16 protein-coding genes are annotated in these 16,323 nt (G+C 43.9%); 11 read left to right on the forward strand and 5 right to left on the reverse strand.

Annotated elements, in window-relative coordinates; all coding sequences use genetic code 11:
• Positions 1–85: 85 nt before the first annotated feature.
• On the reverse strand, positions 86–730 hold the full coding sequence (locus MHI32_RS08810; protein WP_076126477.1) for a methyltransferase domain-containing protein: 645 nt from the start codon (positions 728–730) through the stop codon (positions 86–88).
• A 200-nt stretch (positions 731–930) separates the two neighbouring features.
• Here MHI32_RS08810 and MHI32_RS08815 point away from each other — a divergent pair, with 200 nt between their 5' ends.
• Positions 931–1,419 carry a hypothetical protein gene (locus MHI32_RS08815; RefSeq protein WP_036684361.1) on the forward strand — a complete coding sequence of 163 codons (489 nt, stop codon included), beginning with the start codon at positions 931–933 and terminating at the stop codon, positions 1,417–1,419.
• Between the two features lie 1,091 nt (positions 1,420–2,510).
• Here the strand turns inward: MHI32_RS08815 and MHI32_RS08820 are convergent.
• Positions 2,511–2,972, reverse strand: a complete 462-nt coding sequence (locus tag MHI32_RS08820) for a hypothetical protein (protein WP_076124771.1) — start codon at positions 2,970–2,972, stop codon at positions 2,511–2,513.
• Positions 2,973–3,142: 170 nt separating this feature from the next.
• On the opposite strand from MHI32_RS08820, the gene MHI32_RS08825 reads away from it, so the two are divergent.
• Positions 3,143–3,526, forward strand: a complete 384-nt coding sequence (locus MHI32_RS08825) for a DUF423 domain-containing protein (RefSeq protein WP_036684358.1) — start codon at positions 3,143–3,145, stop codon at positions 3,524–3,526.
• Positions 3,527–3,602: 76 nt separating this feature from the next.
• Here MHI32_RS08825 and MHI32_RS08830 read toward each other — a convergent pair whose 3' ends face one another.
• Entirely contained in the window at positions 3,603–4,130 is a 528-nt protein-coding gene (locus MHI32_RS08830; RefSeq protein WP_036684355.1) for a hypothetical protein, read from the reverse strand.
• Between the two features lie 214 nt (positions 4,131–4,344).
• Here MHI32_RS08830 and MHI32_RS08835 point away from each other — a divergent pair, with 214 nt between their 5' ends.
• The 7 genes from MHI32_RS08835 to sufB all read left to right on the forward strand — a co-directional run bounded on the left by MHI32_RS08835 (position 4,345) and on the right by sufB (position 10,801).
• Positions 4,345–4,647 (forward strand): DUF1805 domain-containing protein, encoded by a 303-nt coding sequence (locus tag MHI32_RS08835; protein WP_036684352.1) that lies wholly within the window; start codon positions 4,345–4,347, stop codon positions 4,645–4,647.
• Between the two features lie 239 nt (positions 4,648–4,886).
• Positions 4,887–5,348 carry a Dps family protein gene (locus MHI32_RS08840; protein WP_036684350.1) on the forward strand — a complete coding sequence of 154 codons (462 nt, stop codon included), beginning with the start codon at positions 4,887–4,889 and terminating at the stop codon, positions 5,346–5,348.
• Between the two features lie 279 nt (positions 5,349–5,627).
• Complete coding sequence (gene sufC / locus MHI32_RS08845) at positions 5,628–6,410, forward strand: Fe-S cluster assembly ATPase SufC (protein WP_036684347.1); 783 nt, start codon at positions 5,628–5,630, stop codon at positions 6,408–6,410.
• A gap of 26 nt (positions 6,411–6,436) precedes the next feature.
• Complete coding sequence (sufD, locus tag MHI32_RS08850) at positions 6,437–7,738, forward strand: Fe-S cluster assembly protein SufD (protein WP_036684344.1); 1,302 nt, start codon at positions 6,437–6,439, stop codon at positions 7,736–7,738.
• On the forward strand, positions 7,735–8,961 hold the full coding sequence (locus tag MHI32_RS08855; RefSeq protein WP_340012176.1) for a cysteine desulfurase: 1,227 nt from the start codon (positions 7,735–7,737) through the stop codon (positions 8,959–8,961). The genes sufD and MHI32_RS08855 overlap by 4 nt, the downstream gene beginning before the upstream one ends.
• Positions 8,948–9,379: a Fe-S cluster assembly sulfur transfer protein SufU gene (sufU, locus tag MHI32_RS08860; RefSeq protein ID WP_036684339.1), complete on the forward strand. Its 432-nt coding sequence runs from the start codon at positions 8,948–8,950 to the stop codon at positions 9,377–9,379. Before MHI32_RS08855 ends, sufU begins: the two co-directional genes overlap by 14 nt.
• 24 nt (positions 9,380–9,403) lie before the next feature.
• Entirely contained in the window at positions 9,404–10,801 is a 1,398-nt protein-coding gene (gene sufB, locus MHI32_RS08865; protein ID WP_036684335.1) for a Fe-S cluster assembly protein SufB, read from the forward strand.
• A gap of 147 nt (positions 10,802–10,948) precedes the next feature.
• On the opposite strand, the gene MHI32_RS08870 is transcribed toward sufB, so the two are convergent.
• Both MHI32_RS08870 and MHI32_RS08875 read right to left on the reverse strand, forming a co-directional pair.
• Positions 10,949–11,389, reverse strand: a complete 441-nt coding sequence (locus MHI32_RS08870) for a hypothetical protein (RefSeq protein WP_340012177.1) — start codon at positions 11,387–11,389, stop codon at positions 10,949–10,951.
• 168 nt (positions 11,390–11,557) lie between these two features.
• Positions 11,558–12,103 (reverse strand): hypothetical protein, encoded by a 546-nt coding sequence (locus MHI32_RS08875; protein WP_076277536.1) that lies wholly within the window; start codon positions 12,101–12,103, stop codon positions 11,558–11,560.
• 451 nt (positions 12,104–12,554) lie between these two features.
• Here MHI32_RS08875 and MHI32_RS08880 point away from each other — a divergent pair, with 451 nt between their 5' ends.
• Both MHI32_RS08880 and MHI32_RS08885 read left to right on the forward strand, forming a co-directional pair.
• Positions 12,555–14,315: an ABC transporter ATP-binding protein gene (locus tag MHI32_RS08880; RefSeq protein ID WP_036684103.1), complete on the forward strand. Its 1,761-nt coding sequence runs from the start codon at positions 12,555–12,557 to the stop codon at positions 14,313–14,315.
• Between the two features lie 26 nt (positions 14,316–14,341).
• Positions 14,342–16,180, forward strand: coding sequence for an ABC transporter ATP-binding protein (locus MHI32_RS08885; protein WP_172628886.1), 1,839 nt, complete (start codon positions 14,342–14,344; stop codon positions 16,178–16,180).
• Positions 16,181–16,323: the final 143 nt, after the last annotated feature.

A 16,323-nucleotide genomic window follows, 5' to 3' on the forward strand; every position in this document is an offset into this window, starting at 1 on the left:
CGTCCTATAGTTAGGACGGCACAGTTAATACCTGTATGTTAGCCTATGATACAAAATGGGTATTAGTGTATGTCCCATCTTAAAATTATAGAAAAAAATGTCTGTTTTGTGATTTAAGTCTTCGTTCGACAAGAACATGAGGTTCAGGATAATGACTTCTGCTCATCAGCTCCAGCTCCTGATCAGTGATATTGTGCTTGACTACGACAAAATGGTACATGATTTCATGCACTACATTTGCTTGAAGGGTCTTTAGTATTTCTAGTTCTTCAGTTTCGTAAAGCGGATCTTCATAAGGGTGTTGATAGAATAACTCCATCCGCAGCAACCGATAATCGAAGGGTGGTGCGGGTACAGGGTAGTCTGGAATAGCTGGGCATACTGGACCGGATGGGGGTTGGAAGAAGGATCCCGTAAAATGCCGGGGGGTATATTCGTCAAACTTCTGCTTAAAGGAAGGATTGGACATATGGGCAAAGCTGTGGGCATAGGGTGCTAGAATGCAAACAACTGCTTTATGGATGCTAATTCTGTGAATTTCCGCCATGGCTGCGAATAAATTGTCCACATAAGGCAGGACACGGCTAGCCATAACAAATTCAGCACTATTGTCAGGGAGAGGAATCTCTTGGCAAATATCACAGACAATATCTACAACAGGACCCGCGATCCGATCGATCCCGAGATAACCTGCTTCCTTATTAGATCCACAGCCGATATCGATTTTCAAGGGGCTCACTCCTTTGGGATAAATCAGGCTCACACTATTGTATTAATACCGCTGTAGCCTGCATCCGACGGATGCCTAATAGAGGCTGGAAGTTATCTAAAATTACTTCATATGAAACTTTCATAGAGTGGTTAACGTTATAAGAGTATACTTATGAAGATGACTTTGAAAATAATCGCCACATAGAGGAGGCACTCAACATGAAAAAACAACGTTCATTACCCGCCATAGCAGCGATTGCTGCCTTAACATTTGCCTTAACCGCTTGCGGTGGGAATAATTCGGCACAGACTTCAGGAGAACCGACTGCAACACCTTCTCCAACTCCAACCGAGAGCGCAAGCACAGCTGAGCCTACAGAAGCTCCAAGCACTCCCGTACCCACTGAGAACCCAAGTACAGCCACACCAACCGAAAATCCGAGCACAGCTAAACCTAGTTCTACTCCAAAAGCTGAAGGTAAAACAATAAAAATGACGGCCGTTTATATCGGACAAATAGATAGTCATTCCGTTGAGATTGCGACAAAAGAAGGTCCAACCGCTTTTGAGATTTCAGCTGGAATGGAGAGTATACTTGATACTTTGAATTCAGATGATTCCGTGGTTATTGAATACGTGGAAAAAGCAGTGGAGGGCGATCCGTCCGTCAAGCAGCGTGTGCTGACAAAGCTGGCTCTAGCAAAATAATTGAAGGTATTGATTTGTAAATAGAGGGTGTCTCAGCAATCATATAGTGGTTGCTGGGACACCCTCGTATTTTTTAAGCATAGTTCTTGCTCAAAACACTAAACTTTGTTTGATCGATCACAGTCCGCATACCTAGCACCATTATGGATTAGGAGCCACACTATTGGAACTAGCAGCACCACTAACGGAACTAGTAGCCCACTAACGGATCTAGTGGACCATTAACAGAACTAGAATCACCACTATGGATGTAGCAGCCCACTAACGGATCTAGCAGCACCTAGTAGCCCCACTAACGGATCTAGTAACCTCTATATTGGACTCAGCATTATCGGACCCAGCAGCCCTTAAACGCAGCTTTTCCCTACATTTAATTCGCTATCGGACCCCATAGCAGTTATTTCTATGAAAATCGCTCAATATGATCCTTTTTTAATGCAATAGCGTCACTGGGGTCCGAAACTGTGCTCCAAAGGCGAAAAAAACGTAAATAACGTCATCTGAGTCCGTGAGCCGCGGATGACGGGGAAAACTCAGCATTATCGGACCCAGCAGCCCTTAAACGCAGCTTTTCCCCACTTTTGATTCGCTATCGGACCCCATAGCAGCTATTGCCATAAAAACCGCCCAATAGGATCCTTTTTCGATGCAATAGCGTCACTGGGGTCCGAAACTGTGCTCCAAAGGTGAAAAAAACGTAAATAACGTCATCTGAGTCCGCAAGCCGCGGATGAGGGATAGGATCCAGCATTATCGGAATTATCATCATCGGAATCAGTATTATCGGACCCAGCAGCTCTTAAACGCAGCTTTTATTCACATTTGATTCGCTATCGGACCCCATAGCAGCTATTGCCATAAAAATCGCTCAATATGATCCTTTTTCGATGCAATAGCGTCACTGGGGTCCGAAACTATGCTCCAAAGGGCGAAAATCCGTAAATAACGTCATCTGAGTCCGTGAGCCGCGGATGAAGATGAGGACTCCCCAATGCAGATTTTAGATTCATACATAAATAAAGGTATCCTCACAACCCGCTCAAAGTTGTTGGGATACCCTTTTTAATGAAGTTAGCATGTTTAAAAGAAGCTTAAAGCGTTCCAGCATTGACTAGGAAGGTTGTAATAAGCAGCATAAAGAGTAAGATAATAACACCATTGACTATCGTGCCAATAATGCCAAACACCTTGCGACGTTTCCGAATGGAAAGCCCAATGATGCCGATGACTACACCGATTACATTAAGAGCAGCCAGAATAATAACCGTTAATCCTAGAAGCATTATGAATTGCGAGGACTGGCTTAATAGTTCGGAATTCTCATTAACCAATGAAGAAGACTTCATTATAATAGAGATAAAGATGGCTGCATAGCCGATGATCGACACGAGACAGATAATGAACGAAGCAATACCAGGTCCAGAATGTTGAAGATCATGTTCTACTTTTTGATGCGTAGATGATAAATCAGCGCTTGGGTAATCCGGATGAGGGTTGGGATTTCCCACCTCTGCCGCAGGTACGTCTGATTTTGACAGAGAATTTAAGTCCATGGTTTGCACTCCTTGAGAGATTAGAATGAAAATGTTGTTAATATCCACTTTTTCATATTGATGCTAAAAAAGCAACCCCTGAATGAGGCAAAATAAAAAATGACTGCTGGAAATAGGAACTGGCATTACGTTATGATAGAATGAGTCTAAAATTAAGGGGGTGTAATCATTTGCAACGGAAATTTATGGCCTGGGGGGCTGTGCTAGCAATGCTGGCAGTAGGAATTGGTGCTTTCGGTGCCCATCTACTAAAACCAGTGATCAGTGAAGACTATATGAAGGTATATGAGACTGGTGTGCAGTATCACTTGGTACATGCGCTGGGGGTAATTCTCATCGCACTGGCTGTGGGCCAATGGGGCGAAAGTGCCCGATTACGTTGGGCGGGCCGATTGTTAATTGCAGGTACCATTTTGTTCTCTGGCAGTTTGTATGTTCTGAGTATCTCCGGAATTAAGGTGCTAGGAGCGATTACACCTATCGGTGGGGTATGCTTTATAATTGGCTGGTTATGCCTTGCGATAGAGGGATTTTCACGTAAAACGTCGTCTTAGTTGTTAAAAAAAGAAAGACCAATAAGCACCTGTTCCCCAAAGAGGGAGGGTGCTTATTGGCTTGTAACGCATGCGCTTACAGAAACTCGTCGATTTCATTTAGATTAAAGCTGTACACCTGCTTCTCATCCACATGGTAGACACTTATAGAGTTGGCTGCTTCATCAAAGTTTAAAATACGACAGGGCATGGACACTTGTTTCCCGTACCGGTTCGCTCGTAAACGTACCAATTGATTATTCTGAATATACTGACGAATCTTCCCGTATGCATCAGCTGGCGTCTCAATGGCCGTTTGCTGTGCAGGCGTTTCTGCCTGTTTTTTTATCGGTGTATCCAGCTGCTTCTTCGTAGATTTTGGAGGCAGCTTTAATGAAATGGGAGGAGCAGAGTTTTGATTCAAAGCTAGTTTAGCGGAGCGTAGCAAGCTGTCAATGGTTCTCCCTAATTCAAGACCGGAGTTAATGTTGAAATCTGTGATATGGTCATTATTGTTCAACATTTCGAGCAGAAATTGCAGTGCAAGCGGGTTGGTACGGGCATTAATCAGGATGTCGACGTTAAATAAATAATTGCCGTCTGTGCGTTGTAGTTTCTCGTCCATAAATCCCCCAGCTTTTCGTTTAGAACATCTCTGAATGGTTACAGGAATGTAATTAACTATAACATTAAACATGCAATATTCATATACCCAGGACTACTGGAATAGGGACTATTATACTGCATTTTATACTAGGCATAGGACTACCGTCAGCACACCCACAGGAAAATTAGCATACATATACAACGTGGATAGTGAAAAAAAGGAGGTGCTGCTATTGGTTACTATGGAGCCTATTACAGTAGGTGAACATACGCTGATCGGGGTAGAGGTTAAGCTTCCCAAAACTACACTGCTCTCCATCAGCACGAACCGAGGTTATATTATGTGCGGTGCACTGGATGTCGGTCTCCTCAATGAAACACTTAGTGATCGGCATATCATCGCAGCTCGTGCGGTGGGTGTACGGACGCTTGCCCAGCTTTTAGCTGCCCCGTTGGAGTCTGTAACGATAGAAGCAGAGAGTCTTGGCATCGTACCAGGTATGACGGGTGCGGAAGCGTTACTTCTTATGGTCTGACCGGAAAATTTAACAATTCCAAACAAACGGGGCTTAGGCCCTTTTTGTTTGTGTGCAAGTATTCACATTTAAGCATAATCGGGTGTGTCTTTGCTAATGCTAGAACAAATAAAGGTGTTATGGAAGGCTTCTCCTTGTTTCGTATTACAGGTAAAAGGGTAAATTAAGAATAGACAAGTTACTACCGGACGAAGGAAATAGTAACCGGTAAATATAATGGATAAGGTAGGGATCATCTCATGGCTAAAGCATCGAATAAAGTAAATACAACTTCACTGGAACAGATCATGAATCGTCAGGTTGCTAACTTAAATGTCCTGTACGTAAAAATTCATAACTTTCATTGGTATGTCAAAGGAGAACAGTTCTTCTCCCTTCATGTGAAATTTGAGGAATTATATAATGAAGTAACCCTTCACATGGATGAAGTAGCAGAACGCTTGCTAACCATCAAAGGCAGTCCGGCAGCAACATTGAAAGAATATTTGGAATTAGCTACAATTCAAGAAGCTACAGGTAAGGAAGATACACGGGGAATGGTTCAGTCTCTGATTGAAGACTTCGCCACCATCTCTGAAGAGCTGACAGAAGGCATCGAGCTTGCCGAAGAAACCAAGGATCAGCCAACCTCAGATATGTTCATTAAAATCCGTAGTGATCTGGAGAAACACCAATGGATGCTACGTTCGTTTCTTAGCTAATCATTAAGCTGTTTGAATAAGGCTTCCTGCGGGAAGTCTTATTTTTGCGTAGTCTTATGTTTAATGAAAATCTTCTCTGAGTCACAAGTGATTAGCTAAAGAGAAATTTGTAAAAAAACAAGGTTTGATATAAAATTAGTGAGAATCATTGATAATCATTGTGATTCAATTTATAATAATTATAATGTGATAGAAAATCTAATTGTGCTGGGAATCAGGATTATCCTGTTTCAATACAACTTTTGATTTCGCAAATCGATCAATGGAGGGAATAATATTATGGCAGCAGAATTTGTCATTGAGGGTCTTAAAGCGACGATTGAGGGAAAAGAAATTTTGAAGGGGATTAACCTTCAAATGAAAGGTGGCGAAATTCACGCCATCATGGGACCAAACGGTACAGGTAAAAGTACTTTGGCTTCGGCGCTAATGGGTCATCCTAAATACGAAGTAACTGATGGAACTGCAACTCTTGATGGTGAAGATCTTCTGGAGATGGCTGTTGATGAACGCGCACGTGCAGGTCTTTTCCTTGCAATGCAATATCCAAGCGAAATCTCTGGAGTAACTAACTCCGACTTCTTGCGTTCTGCCATTAATTCCCGTCGTGAAGAGGGAAGCGAAATCTCGTTGATTCGTTTTATTCGCCAAATGGAAGCAAAGATGAAAGAACTAGATATGAACCCTGAGTTTTTACACCGTTACTTGAACGAAGGCTTCTCCGGTGGTGAGAAGAAACGTAATGAAATTCTACAAATGATGATGCTGGATCCAAAAATCGTGATCTTGGACGAAATTGACTCCGGTCTTGATATTGATGCTTTGAAAATTGTAGCTGAAGGCGTAAACTCCATGCGGAGCGAAGAACGCGGCTTCTTAGTTATTACCCACTATCAACGTCTTTTGAACTACATCAAACCTGATTATGTTCACGTTATGATGCAAGGTAGAATCGTGAAATCCGGTGGTCCAGAGCTTGCACAGCGTCTGGAAGCAGAGGGTTATGAATGGATTAAAGAAGAACTCGGAATTGAAGATGAAACTGTAGGGCAAGAAGCGTAAGAAACGCCAGGAAGGAGGAGACCACTATGACGACACAGACCATTCTTCCGGTGGATGCCGAACGCTTGAGCGAATTATCGCACAGCAGCGGCGAACCGGGTTGGCTGAAAGAAAGCCGCTTGAAGGCACTAGAATTGGCAGCTACTCTGACACTGCCTAAATTAGAGAAGACACGGATTGATCGTTGGAATGTCAATAATTATGGTAGCTATAAAGCAAGTGAACCTTTTGCTTCGCTAAGTGATGCACCTGCATCTATTTCTTCCTTGATCAAGGATCAGGAGGAAGGCAGCCTGATTATTCAACGCAACTCCGGTGCAGTATATACACGTATCGCTCCTGAGCTTGCAGAACAGGGTGTTATTTTTACAGATCTACAGACAGCTGTTAAAGAACACGGAGATTTGGTTCAACGTTACTTGCATAAAGCCATTCAGCCAGACGAACATTCTATCGCAGCGCTTCATGCTGCATTGTGGAATGGTGGAGTATTCCTCTATGTTCCTAAGAATGTTGTTATTGAAACTCCGCTTCAAGCAGTGCTGTTAACGGATGATGCGGAAGCTACTTTTGTTCCACACATTCTGGTCGTAGCTGATACTAACAGTTCCGTAACCTATGTAGACAACTACGTATCGGATAAAGAAGAAGCTGGACTACACAATGGTGCGGTAGAGGTATTCGTGGGCGCTGGCGCTAAAGTTCGTTATGCCACAGTGCATCAGCTTGGTGTAGATACTACAGATGTAACTTATCGCCGGGCTGTTGTTGAGAATGACGGAGTCATCGAATGGATCGTTGGTGAGATGAACTACGGAGATACTGCGAGTGATACCAAGTCTGTGCTTAAAGGCAACGGTTCTAGCTCCGATGCTAAAGTAATTGCAGTAGGTACGGGATCACAGAAACTGAATTACACCACTCAAGCTCAGCATTTTGGCAAAAGCACACCAAGTGACATGATCACTCGTGCAGTTATGCGTGATTCTGCTACTTCTATCATCAACGGAATCACCAAGATTGAGAAAGGTGCTACTAGAGCGGACGGCCAGCAAACGGAAAAAGTATTGATGCTGAGTCCAAAAGCCCGTGGTGACGCCAATCCGATCCTGCTTATTGATGAAGATGATGTTACAGCCGGCCATGCCGCTTCCGTAGGACAGGTCAATCACGAGCAAGTCTTTTACCTAATGTCCCGCGGAATTACACGGCATGATGCAGAGACTCTGATCATCTACGGCTTCTTGGCTCCTGTTGTGTCACAAATTCCACTGGAGGGACTGCGCAATCAGCTCCAATCTCTTGTGGAAAGGAAGTTAGTGCAATGATTAGCAACGCCATCCGGGAGCAATTTCCCATACTGAACCAAAATGTGAACGGACATCCACTGGTCTATCTGGACAGTGCTGCTACTTCACAGAAGCCTCGGAAAGTAATTGAGGCGGTCAAGTCGTATTATGAGTGGGATAACGCCAACGTACACCGTGGCGTCCATACTTTAGGCAGCCGAGCAACCGATGCCTACGAGGGAGCCCGGGAGAAGCTAGCTAAGTTTATTAACGCCCGCAGCACTAAAGAAATTATCTTTACACGCGGAACAACTACAGCCTTAAATCTTGTGGCCTCTTCTTACGGACCCTCTGCTGTGGGTGAAGGCGACGAAATCGTCATCACCTTAATGGAGCATCATAGTAATCTGATTCCATGGCAGCAGCTCGCTAAGAAGACAGGTGCTACATTAAAATATATACCGTTGCAACCTGATGGAACGGTTACGTTGGAAGCTGCCGAGCAGACGATTACGGATAAAACCAAAATCGTTGCTATCGCTTATGTATCCAACGTTATGGGAGTAACTCATCCTATTAAAGAGCTTGCGGCTATTGCTCATCGTCATGGTGCAGTAATTGTCGTAGATGGTGCACAAAGCACACCACATTTGAAGGTCGATGTGCAGGATCTGGATTGTGATTTCTATGCACTATCTGGTCATAAAATGCTCGCACCCACCGGAATTGGCGCTTTGTATGGCAAGAGAGCACTTCTCGAAGCCATGGAGCCTGTCGAATTTGGTGGCGAGATGATCGATGATGTGGGTCTTTATGAATCCACATGGAAAGAACTGCCTTGGAAGTTTGAAGGCGGTACGCCGATCATAGCTGGTGCTGTTGGTCTAGGTGCAGCCATTGATTTCTTACAAGAAATCGGTTTGGATGAGATACACCGCCATGAGAAAGCTCTTGCAGCGTATGCAGAGCAACGTCTCTCGGAGATCGAGGGTCTGAACATTTATGGTCCTCGAAATCGTGAAGTCGGCGTTGTCACCTTTAATCTGGGTGACGTTCACCCGCATGATGTCGCTACAGTGCTAGATGCGGAAGGGATTGCCATCCGCGCTGGACATCACTGCTGTCAGCCGCTGATGCGCTGGCTGGAAGCCAGCTCTACAGCACGTGCAAGCTTTTATCTGTATAATAACGAGCAGGATGTAGATCGACTGGTGGACGCTTTAATCAAGACAAAGGAGTACTTCGGCTATGAACTTGGATGACTTATACAGACGCGTAATTATGGATCATTATAAAAGTCCTCGAAATCGCGGTTCATTTGAAGATGATGCTCTAAAAATTGAACTGAATAACCCAACCTGTGGTGACCGGATTACTCTTCAGCTTAAGGTAGAGGATGGAATCGTAAAGGATGCCCGTTATAATGGTGAAGGCTGTTCGATCAGTATGTCATCGGCTTCGATGATGACTGAGGCGATCAAAGGACAAACGGTTGAACGTGCGCTTGAACTGGCTGATAACTTCTCCTTACTGATGAAGGGTGAAGACGTGGATTTTGGAGATTACGAAGACATTGAAGCCCTTTCGGGTGTGAATAAATTCCCTGCGCGGATCAAATGCGCAACACTGGCTTGGAACGCACTTCGTAAAGGAATTGACGAAGAAGAGCAACATAAATAACAGTAGAACAAGGAGGCTGACACCATGGCTAAGAAAGCGCCTGATATGGAAGAATACCAGTACGGGTTCCGTGATGAGCATAAATCGATATTCCAGTCTGGTAAAGGTTTGACGGCCGAAATTGTTAAAGAAATTTCAGCAATCAAAAATGAACCACAGTGGATGCTTGACTTCCGCTTGAAATCTTTGGAGCAGTTCCGTAAAATGCCAATGCCAACATGGGGCGGCAATATGGATGATTTGGACTTCGAGGATATTCAATACTATGTAAGACCTTCAGAGAAGCAAGGGAAGACTTGGGAAGAAGTTCCTTCCGAAATCAAAGAAACCTTTGATAAGCTGGGGATTCCGGAAGCGGAACAGAAGTTCCTCGCCGGCGTTTCGGCACAATATGAATCTGAGGTAGTCTATCACAGCATGCAGAAGAGCCTTGAAGATCAAGGGGTTATTTTTACAGATACCGACACTGCATTGCGTGAGCACCCAGAGCTTCTGAAAAAATATTTCGGGACGATCATCCCTCCAACCGATAATAAGTTTGCCGCACTTAACAGTGCAGTTTGGTCAGGCGGCAGCTTCATCTATGTTCCTAAAGGTGTGAAATGTGAAGTTCCTTTGCAGGCTTACTTCCGTATTAACTCTGAGAACATGGGACAATTCGAACGTACTTTGATCCTTGCTGATGAAGACAGCTTCGTGCACTACGTAGAAGGATGTACTGCTCCAATCTATAGCACGAACTCTCTGCACAGTGCGGTTGTTGAAATCTTGTGTATGAAGAACGCCCGCGTTCGTTATACCACAATCCAGAACTGGGCTCCAAACATCTACAACCTCGTTACGAAACGTGCGGTTGCAGAAGAGAATGCTACCATGGAATGGGTCGATGGTAACATCGGTTCCAAGCTGACCATGAAATATCCTGCGGTTGTTCTTAAAGGCCGTGGTGCTAAAGGTTCAGTACTATCCATCGCGGTAGCAGGTAAAGACCAGCATCAGGATGCGGGTGCCAAGATGATCCATTTGGCTCCAGATACAACATCCACCATTGTATCGAAATCCATCAGTAAACATGGCGGTAAAGTAACTTACCGTGGTCTAGCTTCCTTCGGCCGTCAAGCAGAAGGTGCGAAATCGAACATTAAATGTGATACGCTGATTTTGGATAATGAGTCCACTTCGGATACTATTCCTTACAATGAAATCATGAACGATAACATCGTTCTTGAGCATGAAGCAACCGTGTCTAAAGTTTCTGAGGAGCAACTGTTCTACCTGATGAGCCGTGGCCTCACAGAAGCAGAAGCGACTCAAATGATCATCATGGGCTTCATCGAGCCGTTCACAAAAGAACTGCCGATGGAATATGCGGTCGAAATGAACCGTCTGATCAAGTTCGAAATGGAAGGTTCAATCGGTTAATAAGAGCGCTTATGAATGGAGGCCCGTCCTCCTAACGCTTATATATTTCTTCAAAGCATCCGTAGATATTTTTCTGCGGATGCTTTTTTATTGGCACAATTGAAAAAATCCCCGAATGCTCCGGGGACACACCTTTAATATTTTTAATTATCCATTTCCGGCAACGGCAATTCCACTGAAGGATCTGGCTCCCAGAGATGCCGTTCTAATTGCTGATGCTACAATGGTGTATTGGATCTGGCCGGTAAGCACATCGGTCGAAGGCGGATAGTCGACAGCGGTTATTCCAACCATTTCATATTGGGTCGTTGTATTATTAATGTTTCCGGGGTAGGTTGTACTAAAAATTAATATATTATTGCGGTAAATACTAAAAGTAACATCATTCTGAACTATAATGCTGACATCAACACTAAGTCTGGCAAAAGCATTCAATGTGACTCTCACTAAACCTGCATTGGCAGGGGTAACATTTACTGTCTGAAGTCCAATGTCACCGAAAATTGCACTTGAACGAACTAAATTAAGACTTTGTGAATCCATAGTGCTGCCCTGTGAAATTCGCATATCAAGAAACTGTATACTCATCCTATTCACCTAACCTCTCATTGTAGATTTTATATTTTATGAGAGAAAGAATAGAATGGTGTGTAAGATACAACCAGATAGCGGGGTGATTATATGAAACGCTGCTAAAACCCAATTATAAACAGAACCCCCGCCAATCACTTGGCGGGGGTTTTTATATGGTATAGGTTACTGTTTTGCCAGATCATTCACTTCTTTACTAAAAGCCTCTGAATATTGATTAAATTTACCTGCATCAAGTTTTAAGCTGTTATCGTTTGCTTTTGGAGGTGTCTCCTGGATCTGTTTATATAAAAGATCAATTTCTGGGGAAAGCTTGGCCCATATTTTTTTTATAGAATCATACTTAATATCTAACTCGTTCATATATGTATCGTATTCTTTTTTCTCTTCCATGGCTTTGCCAAGCTGTTCGATCGTAAAGTCAATGTCCATGCTCGCTCCTGTACTGCTTGTACCACTTCTAGTGTATGAGATAACATCTACAAACCCAACATTCCAAATGTCAGCAATAACAAAATTGCTTATTTCTCTTAGCATTTTTTCAGGTGAGGGTGCTGTATCAGTTTTTGAGGAGATTTCCCCGAAATTAAACAAGTTTTTAGATTCGTTGATCGCTGTGTTTGCGTCCGTAGGGTTATTGTTATTTGTATTGCTACACCCTGAAAGAAGGATAATGGCGATAATACAAGATAAAACAAGCTGCTTTTTCAATATAGTTCCCCTCCATAATATAAGTAAAAAGTGTTGTATTACTATATTACGGTAAATTGTGGTAAAAGTTTTACATCTGAAGCAAATTTAAGACGGCGAAAAAGTGAACTCTTCGTAACCCGGAATAAATTCCAATAATTATGCAAAAAACCGAATAAAGGTCCTCCTAATATTACACGATGATTACAATAATCATGTAGATTCTTAATTCATCAGGATTAAGGAGGAAACACGAGCATTTTAAGATAACGAGGGCCCTTTATATCATGTAGATGCTGCTTTTTTCCGAAATAACCGCAAAAACGCGCAATTCTCCCCTTTGCCGCATTAAATTATGGATGATACACTGCTTAAAGTCACTAAATTGTAAGCGCTAAAAAAGCTAGCTTACGATGTAACATTTGCTTTATACAAAAAAATGCTTACTAAGTAAGCCTTAAGGAGGAGAGATATGGATGTTCTCAGGCAACTGCGCGGTTATTATCGGGAGAAGCTGCATTTTCTGATTCTTTCGATTATATGTTTGGCCGCTGCAACTGCAGTGGGGCTGATTACCCCCAATTTGTTAAGAAAGCTGATCGATGATGTTATTGTGCCACTTAAGTTTACAGAGGTGCCAGTGCTCGCATTGAGCGTGTTAGCTGTAGTAATAGTAAAAGCATGCCTGCAGTTTGCACATGGATTTTTTGGAGGACGGCTAGGTAACTTTCTTGCATACCGGCTGCGTAATGCTTGTTATGAGAAGCTGCAATTCCTATCTTTCCGTTATTATGATACCGCGAAAACGGGAGATTTGATGTCCCGGCTAACCGGAGATTTGGAAGCGATTCGTAACTTTATCGGTTTCGGTTTTGCTCAGTTGCTGAATGTCTTTTTTATGGTCATTTTTGGTTCGATTATGATGTTCTCACTCAATTGGCAGCTTACTCTAGTAACTTTGATTACGATGCCCATCCTGGCGTTTATTGCGCTAAAATTCGAGTCTAAGATTCACCCGGCCTTTCAAGAGATGCGTCTTGCACTCAGTTCTCTGACAACGGCTGTACAGGAGAATATCACGGGTGTGCGCACCGTCAAATCATTTGCGAGAGAGGCTCATGAAGTAGAGAAATTCTCACACCGCAACGAACGTTATAAGAATAACCAGATTTTTGCCGCTGAGCTCTGGAGTAAGTTTTTTCCGGCGATGGAGTTTTTAGCATCGATCAGTGCAGCTATTCTGCTTGGAGTAGGTGGAACGTTAGTTATTAAGGGGAAAATGTCACTAGGCGAACTGGTTGCTTTTTTCAGCTTAATTTGGTACATCATTGGACCGATTTGGGGTCTTGGATTCCATATTAATAACTATACACAGTCCAAAGCATCGGGAGAACGTGTATTGGAAGTACTTAATCAGAATATTGATGTGAAGGATAAAGAGAACGCCCGTGAACTGGTACCTTCTGAGGTTAAGGGAGATGTAGCGTTTAATCACGTCACATTTGCTTATGGGAACAAAATGCCTGCGGTTACAGACATTGATTTTGAGGCCAAATCTGGTGCGGTTATAGGGTTCCTTGGAGGTACGGGCTCTGGTAAATCGACCATTACACAGCTGATGATGCGTGCTTATGACGTTAATGAAGGCAGCATCACACTGGATGGGATGGACATCAGAGAATACAATGTTCGCAGCTTGCGTTCACAGATCGCGACGGTCTTTCAGGAGACCTTCCTGTTCTCCTCCTCAATTCGCAACAACATCTCCTATGGGTTGAAGAATGTAAGCATGGAAGAAATTATCCGAGCTGCACAACTTGCCAAAGCCCATGATTTCATCATGGAGATGGAAGACGGTTATGACACTGTGGTGGGTGAGCGCGGAATGGGTCTTTCCGGTGGACAAAAGCAACGGATTGCCATCGCTAGAGCGCTGCTTAAGAATCCGCGGATTCTTATCCTCGATGATGCGACCAGTGCAGTCGATATGGAGACGGAGCACGAGATTCAAGCCGGATTCCAAGAGGTCATGAAGGGGCGCACTACACTTATTATTGCCCATCGGATCTCCTCCTTGCGCCATGCGGATCAGATTATCGTCATGAACGAAGGTCATGTGCAGCAGCGTGGTACCCATAAAGAGCTAATTGAAGTGCCGGGTCCTTATCAGGATGTATACCGGATACAGTATGCTGATTATCTGGCCAGAGCGACCGGAAGAGGGGAGGAGTGAGGCATATGAAACTTGAAGCCAAACCAATGACCGCTACGGGAGCAAAAAATAAAGCAGCCGAGCAGCAAGAACTGGATGAACGTTTTGTATATAAAGATGATGATGTCATCGATAAGGCTTTTGACTGGAAGCAATTCACCAGACTGTTCGGGTACATGAAGCCTTATGCAAAGCAGATGCTTCCATTGGTGTCCATCATGATGATTCTGGGAACCATCACGAAGTTGACCGTCCCGTTCCTAACAAGTTTAGCCATTGACCGTGCGATTGCGCCAAAGGTAGGGAATCCCAGCTTATCACTGCTTTATTCGCTTACAGCTGGGGTAATCGTCTTATATCTGATTCAATGGATTGCGGGAGTGTACCGGATTAAATATACGAACATCATAGGCCAAAGAGTGATTTATGATTTGCGCTCAGATTTGTTCAAGCATATTCAGAAGCTCTCCTTTAACTTCTTTGATAAACGACCGGCAGGTTCGGTATTAGTACGGGTAACCAATGATATCAACTCTCTGCAGGATCTGTTCACAAACGGGGTTGTCAATCTGATGATTGACTGCGTGCAGCTTATGGGGATTACCATTATTCTGCTAGTGATCAACTGGAAGCTAGGTCTTGCAGTAATGGTCACGGTTCCGATTATGTTCTTTGTTTCAACTAAGCTGCGCCAAAAGATTCGGATCGCTTGGCAGGACGTGCGGATGAAGAACTCCAGAATTAATTCTCATTTAAATGAATCGATTCAAGGAATCAGAGTCACACAAGCCTACACTCAAGAACAAGAAAACATGAATTATTTTGATGTTATGAATACCGACAGCAAAAAATCCTGGAACAAAGCCTCTGCGATGAACCAGGCGTTCGGTCCGATTATTGAGGTCACAGGTGGTTTTGGAACAATGATCCTCTTTTGGCTGGGGGCTTATCTGATCCAATCTGGAGAACTCACAGTAGGTATGCTGGTAGCATTCAGTTCTTATGTCAGCAATTTCTGGGACCCGATTAATCGCCTTGGGCAGATGTACAATCAGCTGCTTGTGGCAATGGCTTCCTCGGAACGGATCTTTGAATATTTGGATGAGCAACCGGCGGTGCAAGATAATCCTGGTGCTAAGCCAATGGGAACGATTCGTGGGGATATTAACTTTGAAAAGGTCATTTTTGAATATGAAAAAGGCCGGGCTGCACTAAAAGGTATTGATCTGGATGTTCAAGCAGGACAGTCGATCGCGCTCGTAGGTCATACAGGTTCTGGTAAAAGTACGATCATTAACCTGATTGGCCGGTTCTATGATATTAAGAGCGGCCGAATCACGATAGACGGTGAAGATATCCGCGGGGTTACGTTAGACAGCCTGCGAAGGCAGATCGGAATCGTGCTGCAAGATACCTTTATTTTCTCGGGAACGATTCGGGATAATATCCGTTTTGGCCGTCTGGAGGCTACAGATGAAGAAGTGGAAAATGCCGCAAAAGCCGTGGATGCCCATGACTTTATTATGAAGCTGCCCGGAGGGTATGAGACTGAGGTGGAAGAGCGCGGTAGCGCATTGTCGATGGGACAACGTCAGCTGCTCTCCTTCGCCCGGGCGCTTTTGGCAAATCCGCGGATACTAATCCTGGATGAGGCAACTGCCAGCATTGATACGGAGACGGAGCTGAAGATTCAGGAGGCACTCAAAATCCTGCTTCAAGGCCGAACCTCCTTTATCGTAGCGCACAGACTCTCTACCATCCGTCATGCGGATAAAATAGTCGTCCTCGATCACGGAGAGATTAAAGAAGAAGGAAACCATCATGAGTTGACATCCCGTGATGGGGTATACAACGGTCTGATCGAAGCGCAATTCCGCTTCCTATAGACCGACAGAACGGAATAGAACAAAACAAAACAGAACAGTACAGAACAGAACAGAACAACAGCTCATTCCCGTTGCTTAGGCAACTGCGGGGTGGGCTGTTTTTTATAGGGATATAGTGATTAAGGTGGTCGGGGCTTGGTGGA

The organism is Paenibacillus sp. FSL H7-0690 (genome assembly GCF_037980415.1).
Taxonomy (GTDB): domain Bacteria; phylum Bacillota; class Bacilli; order Paenibacillales; family Paenibacillaceae; genus Paenibacillus_AQ; species Paenibacillus_AQ odorifer.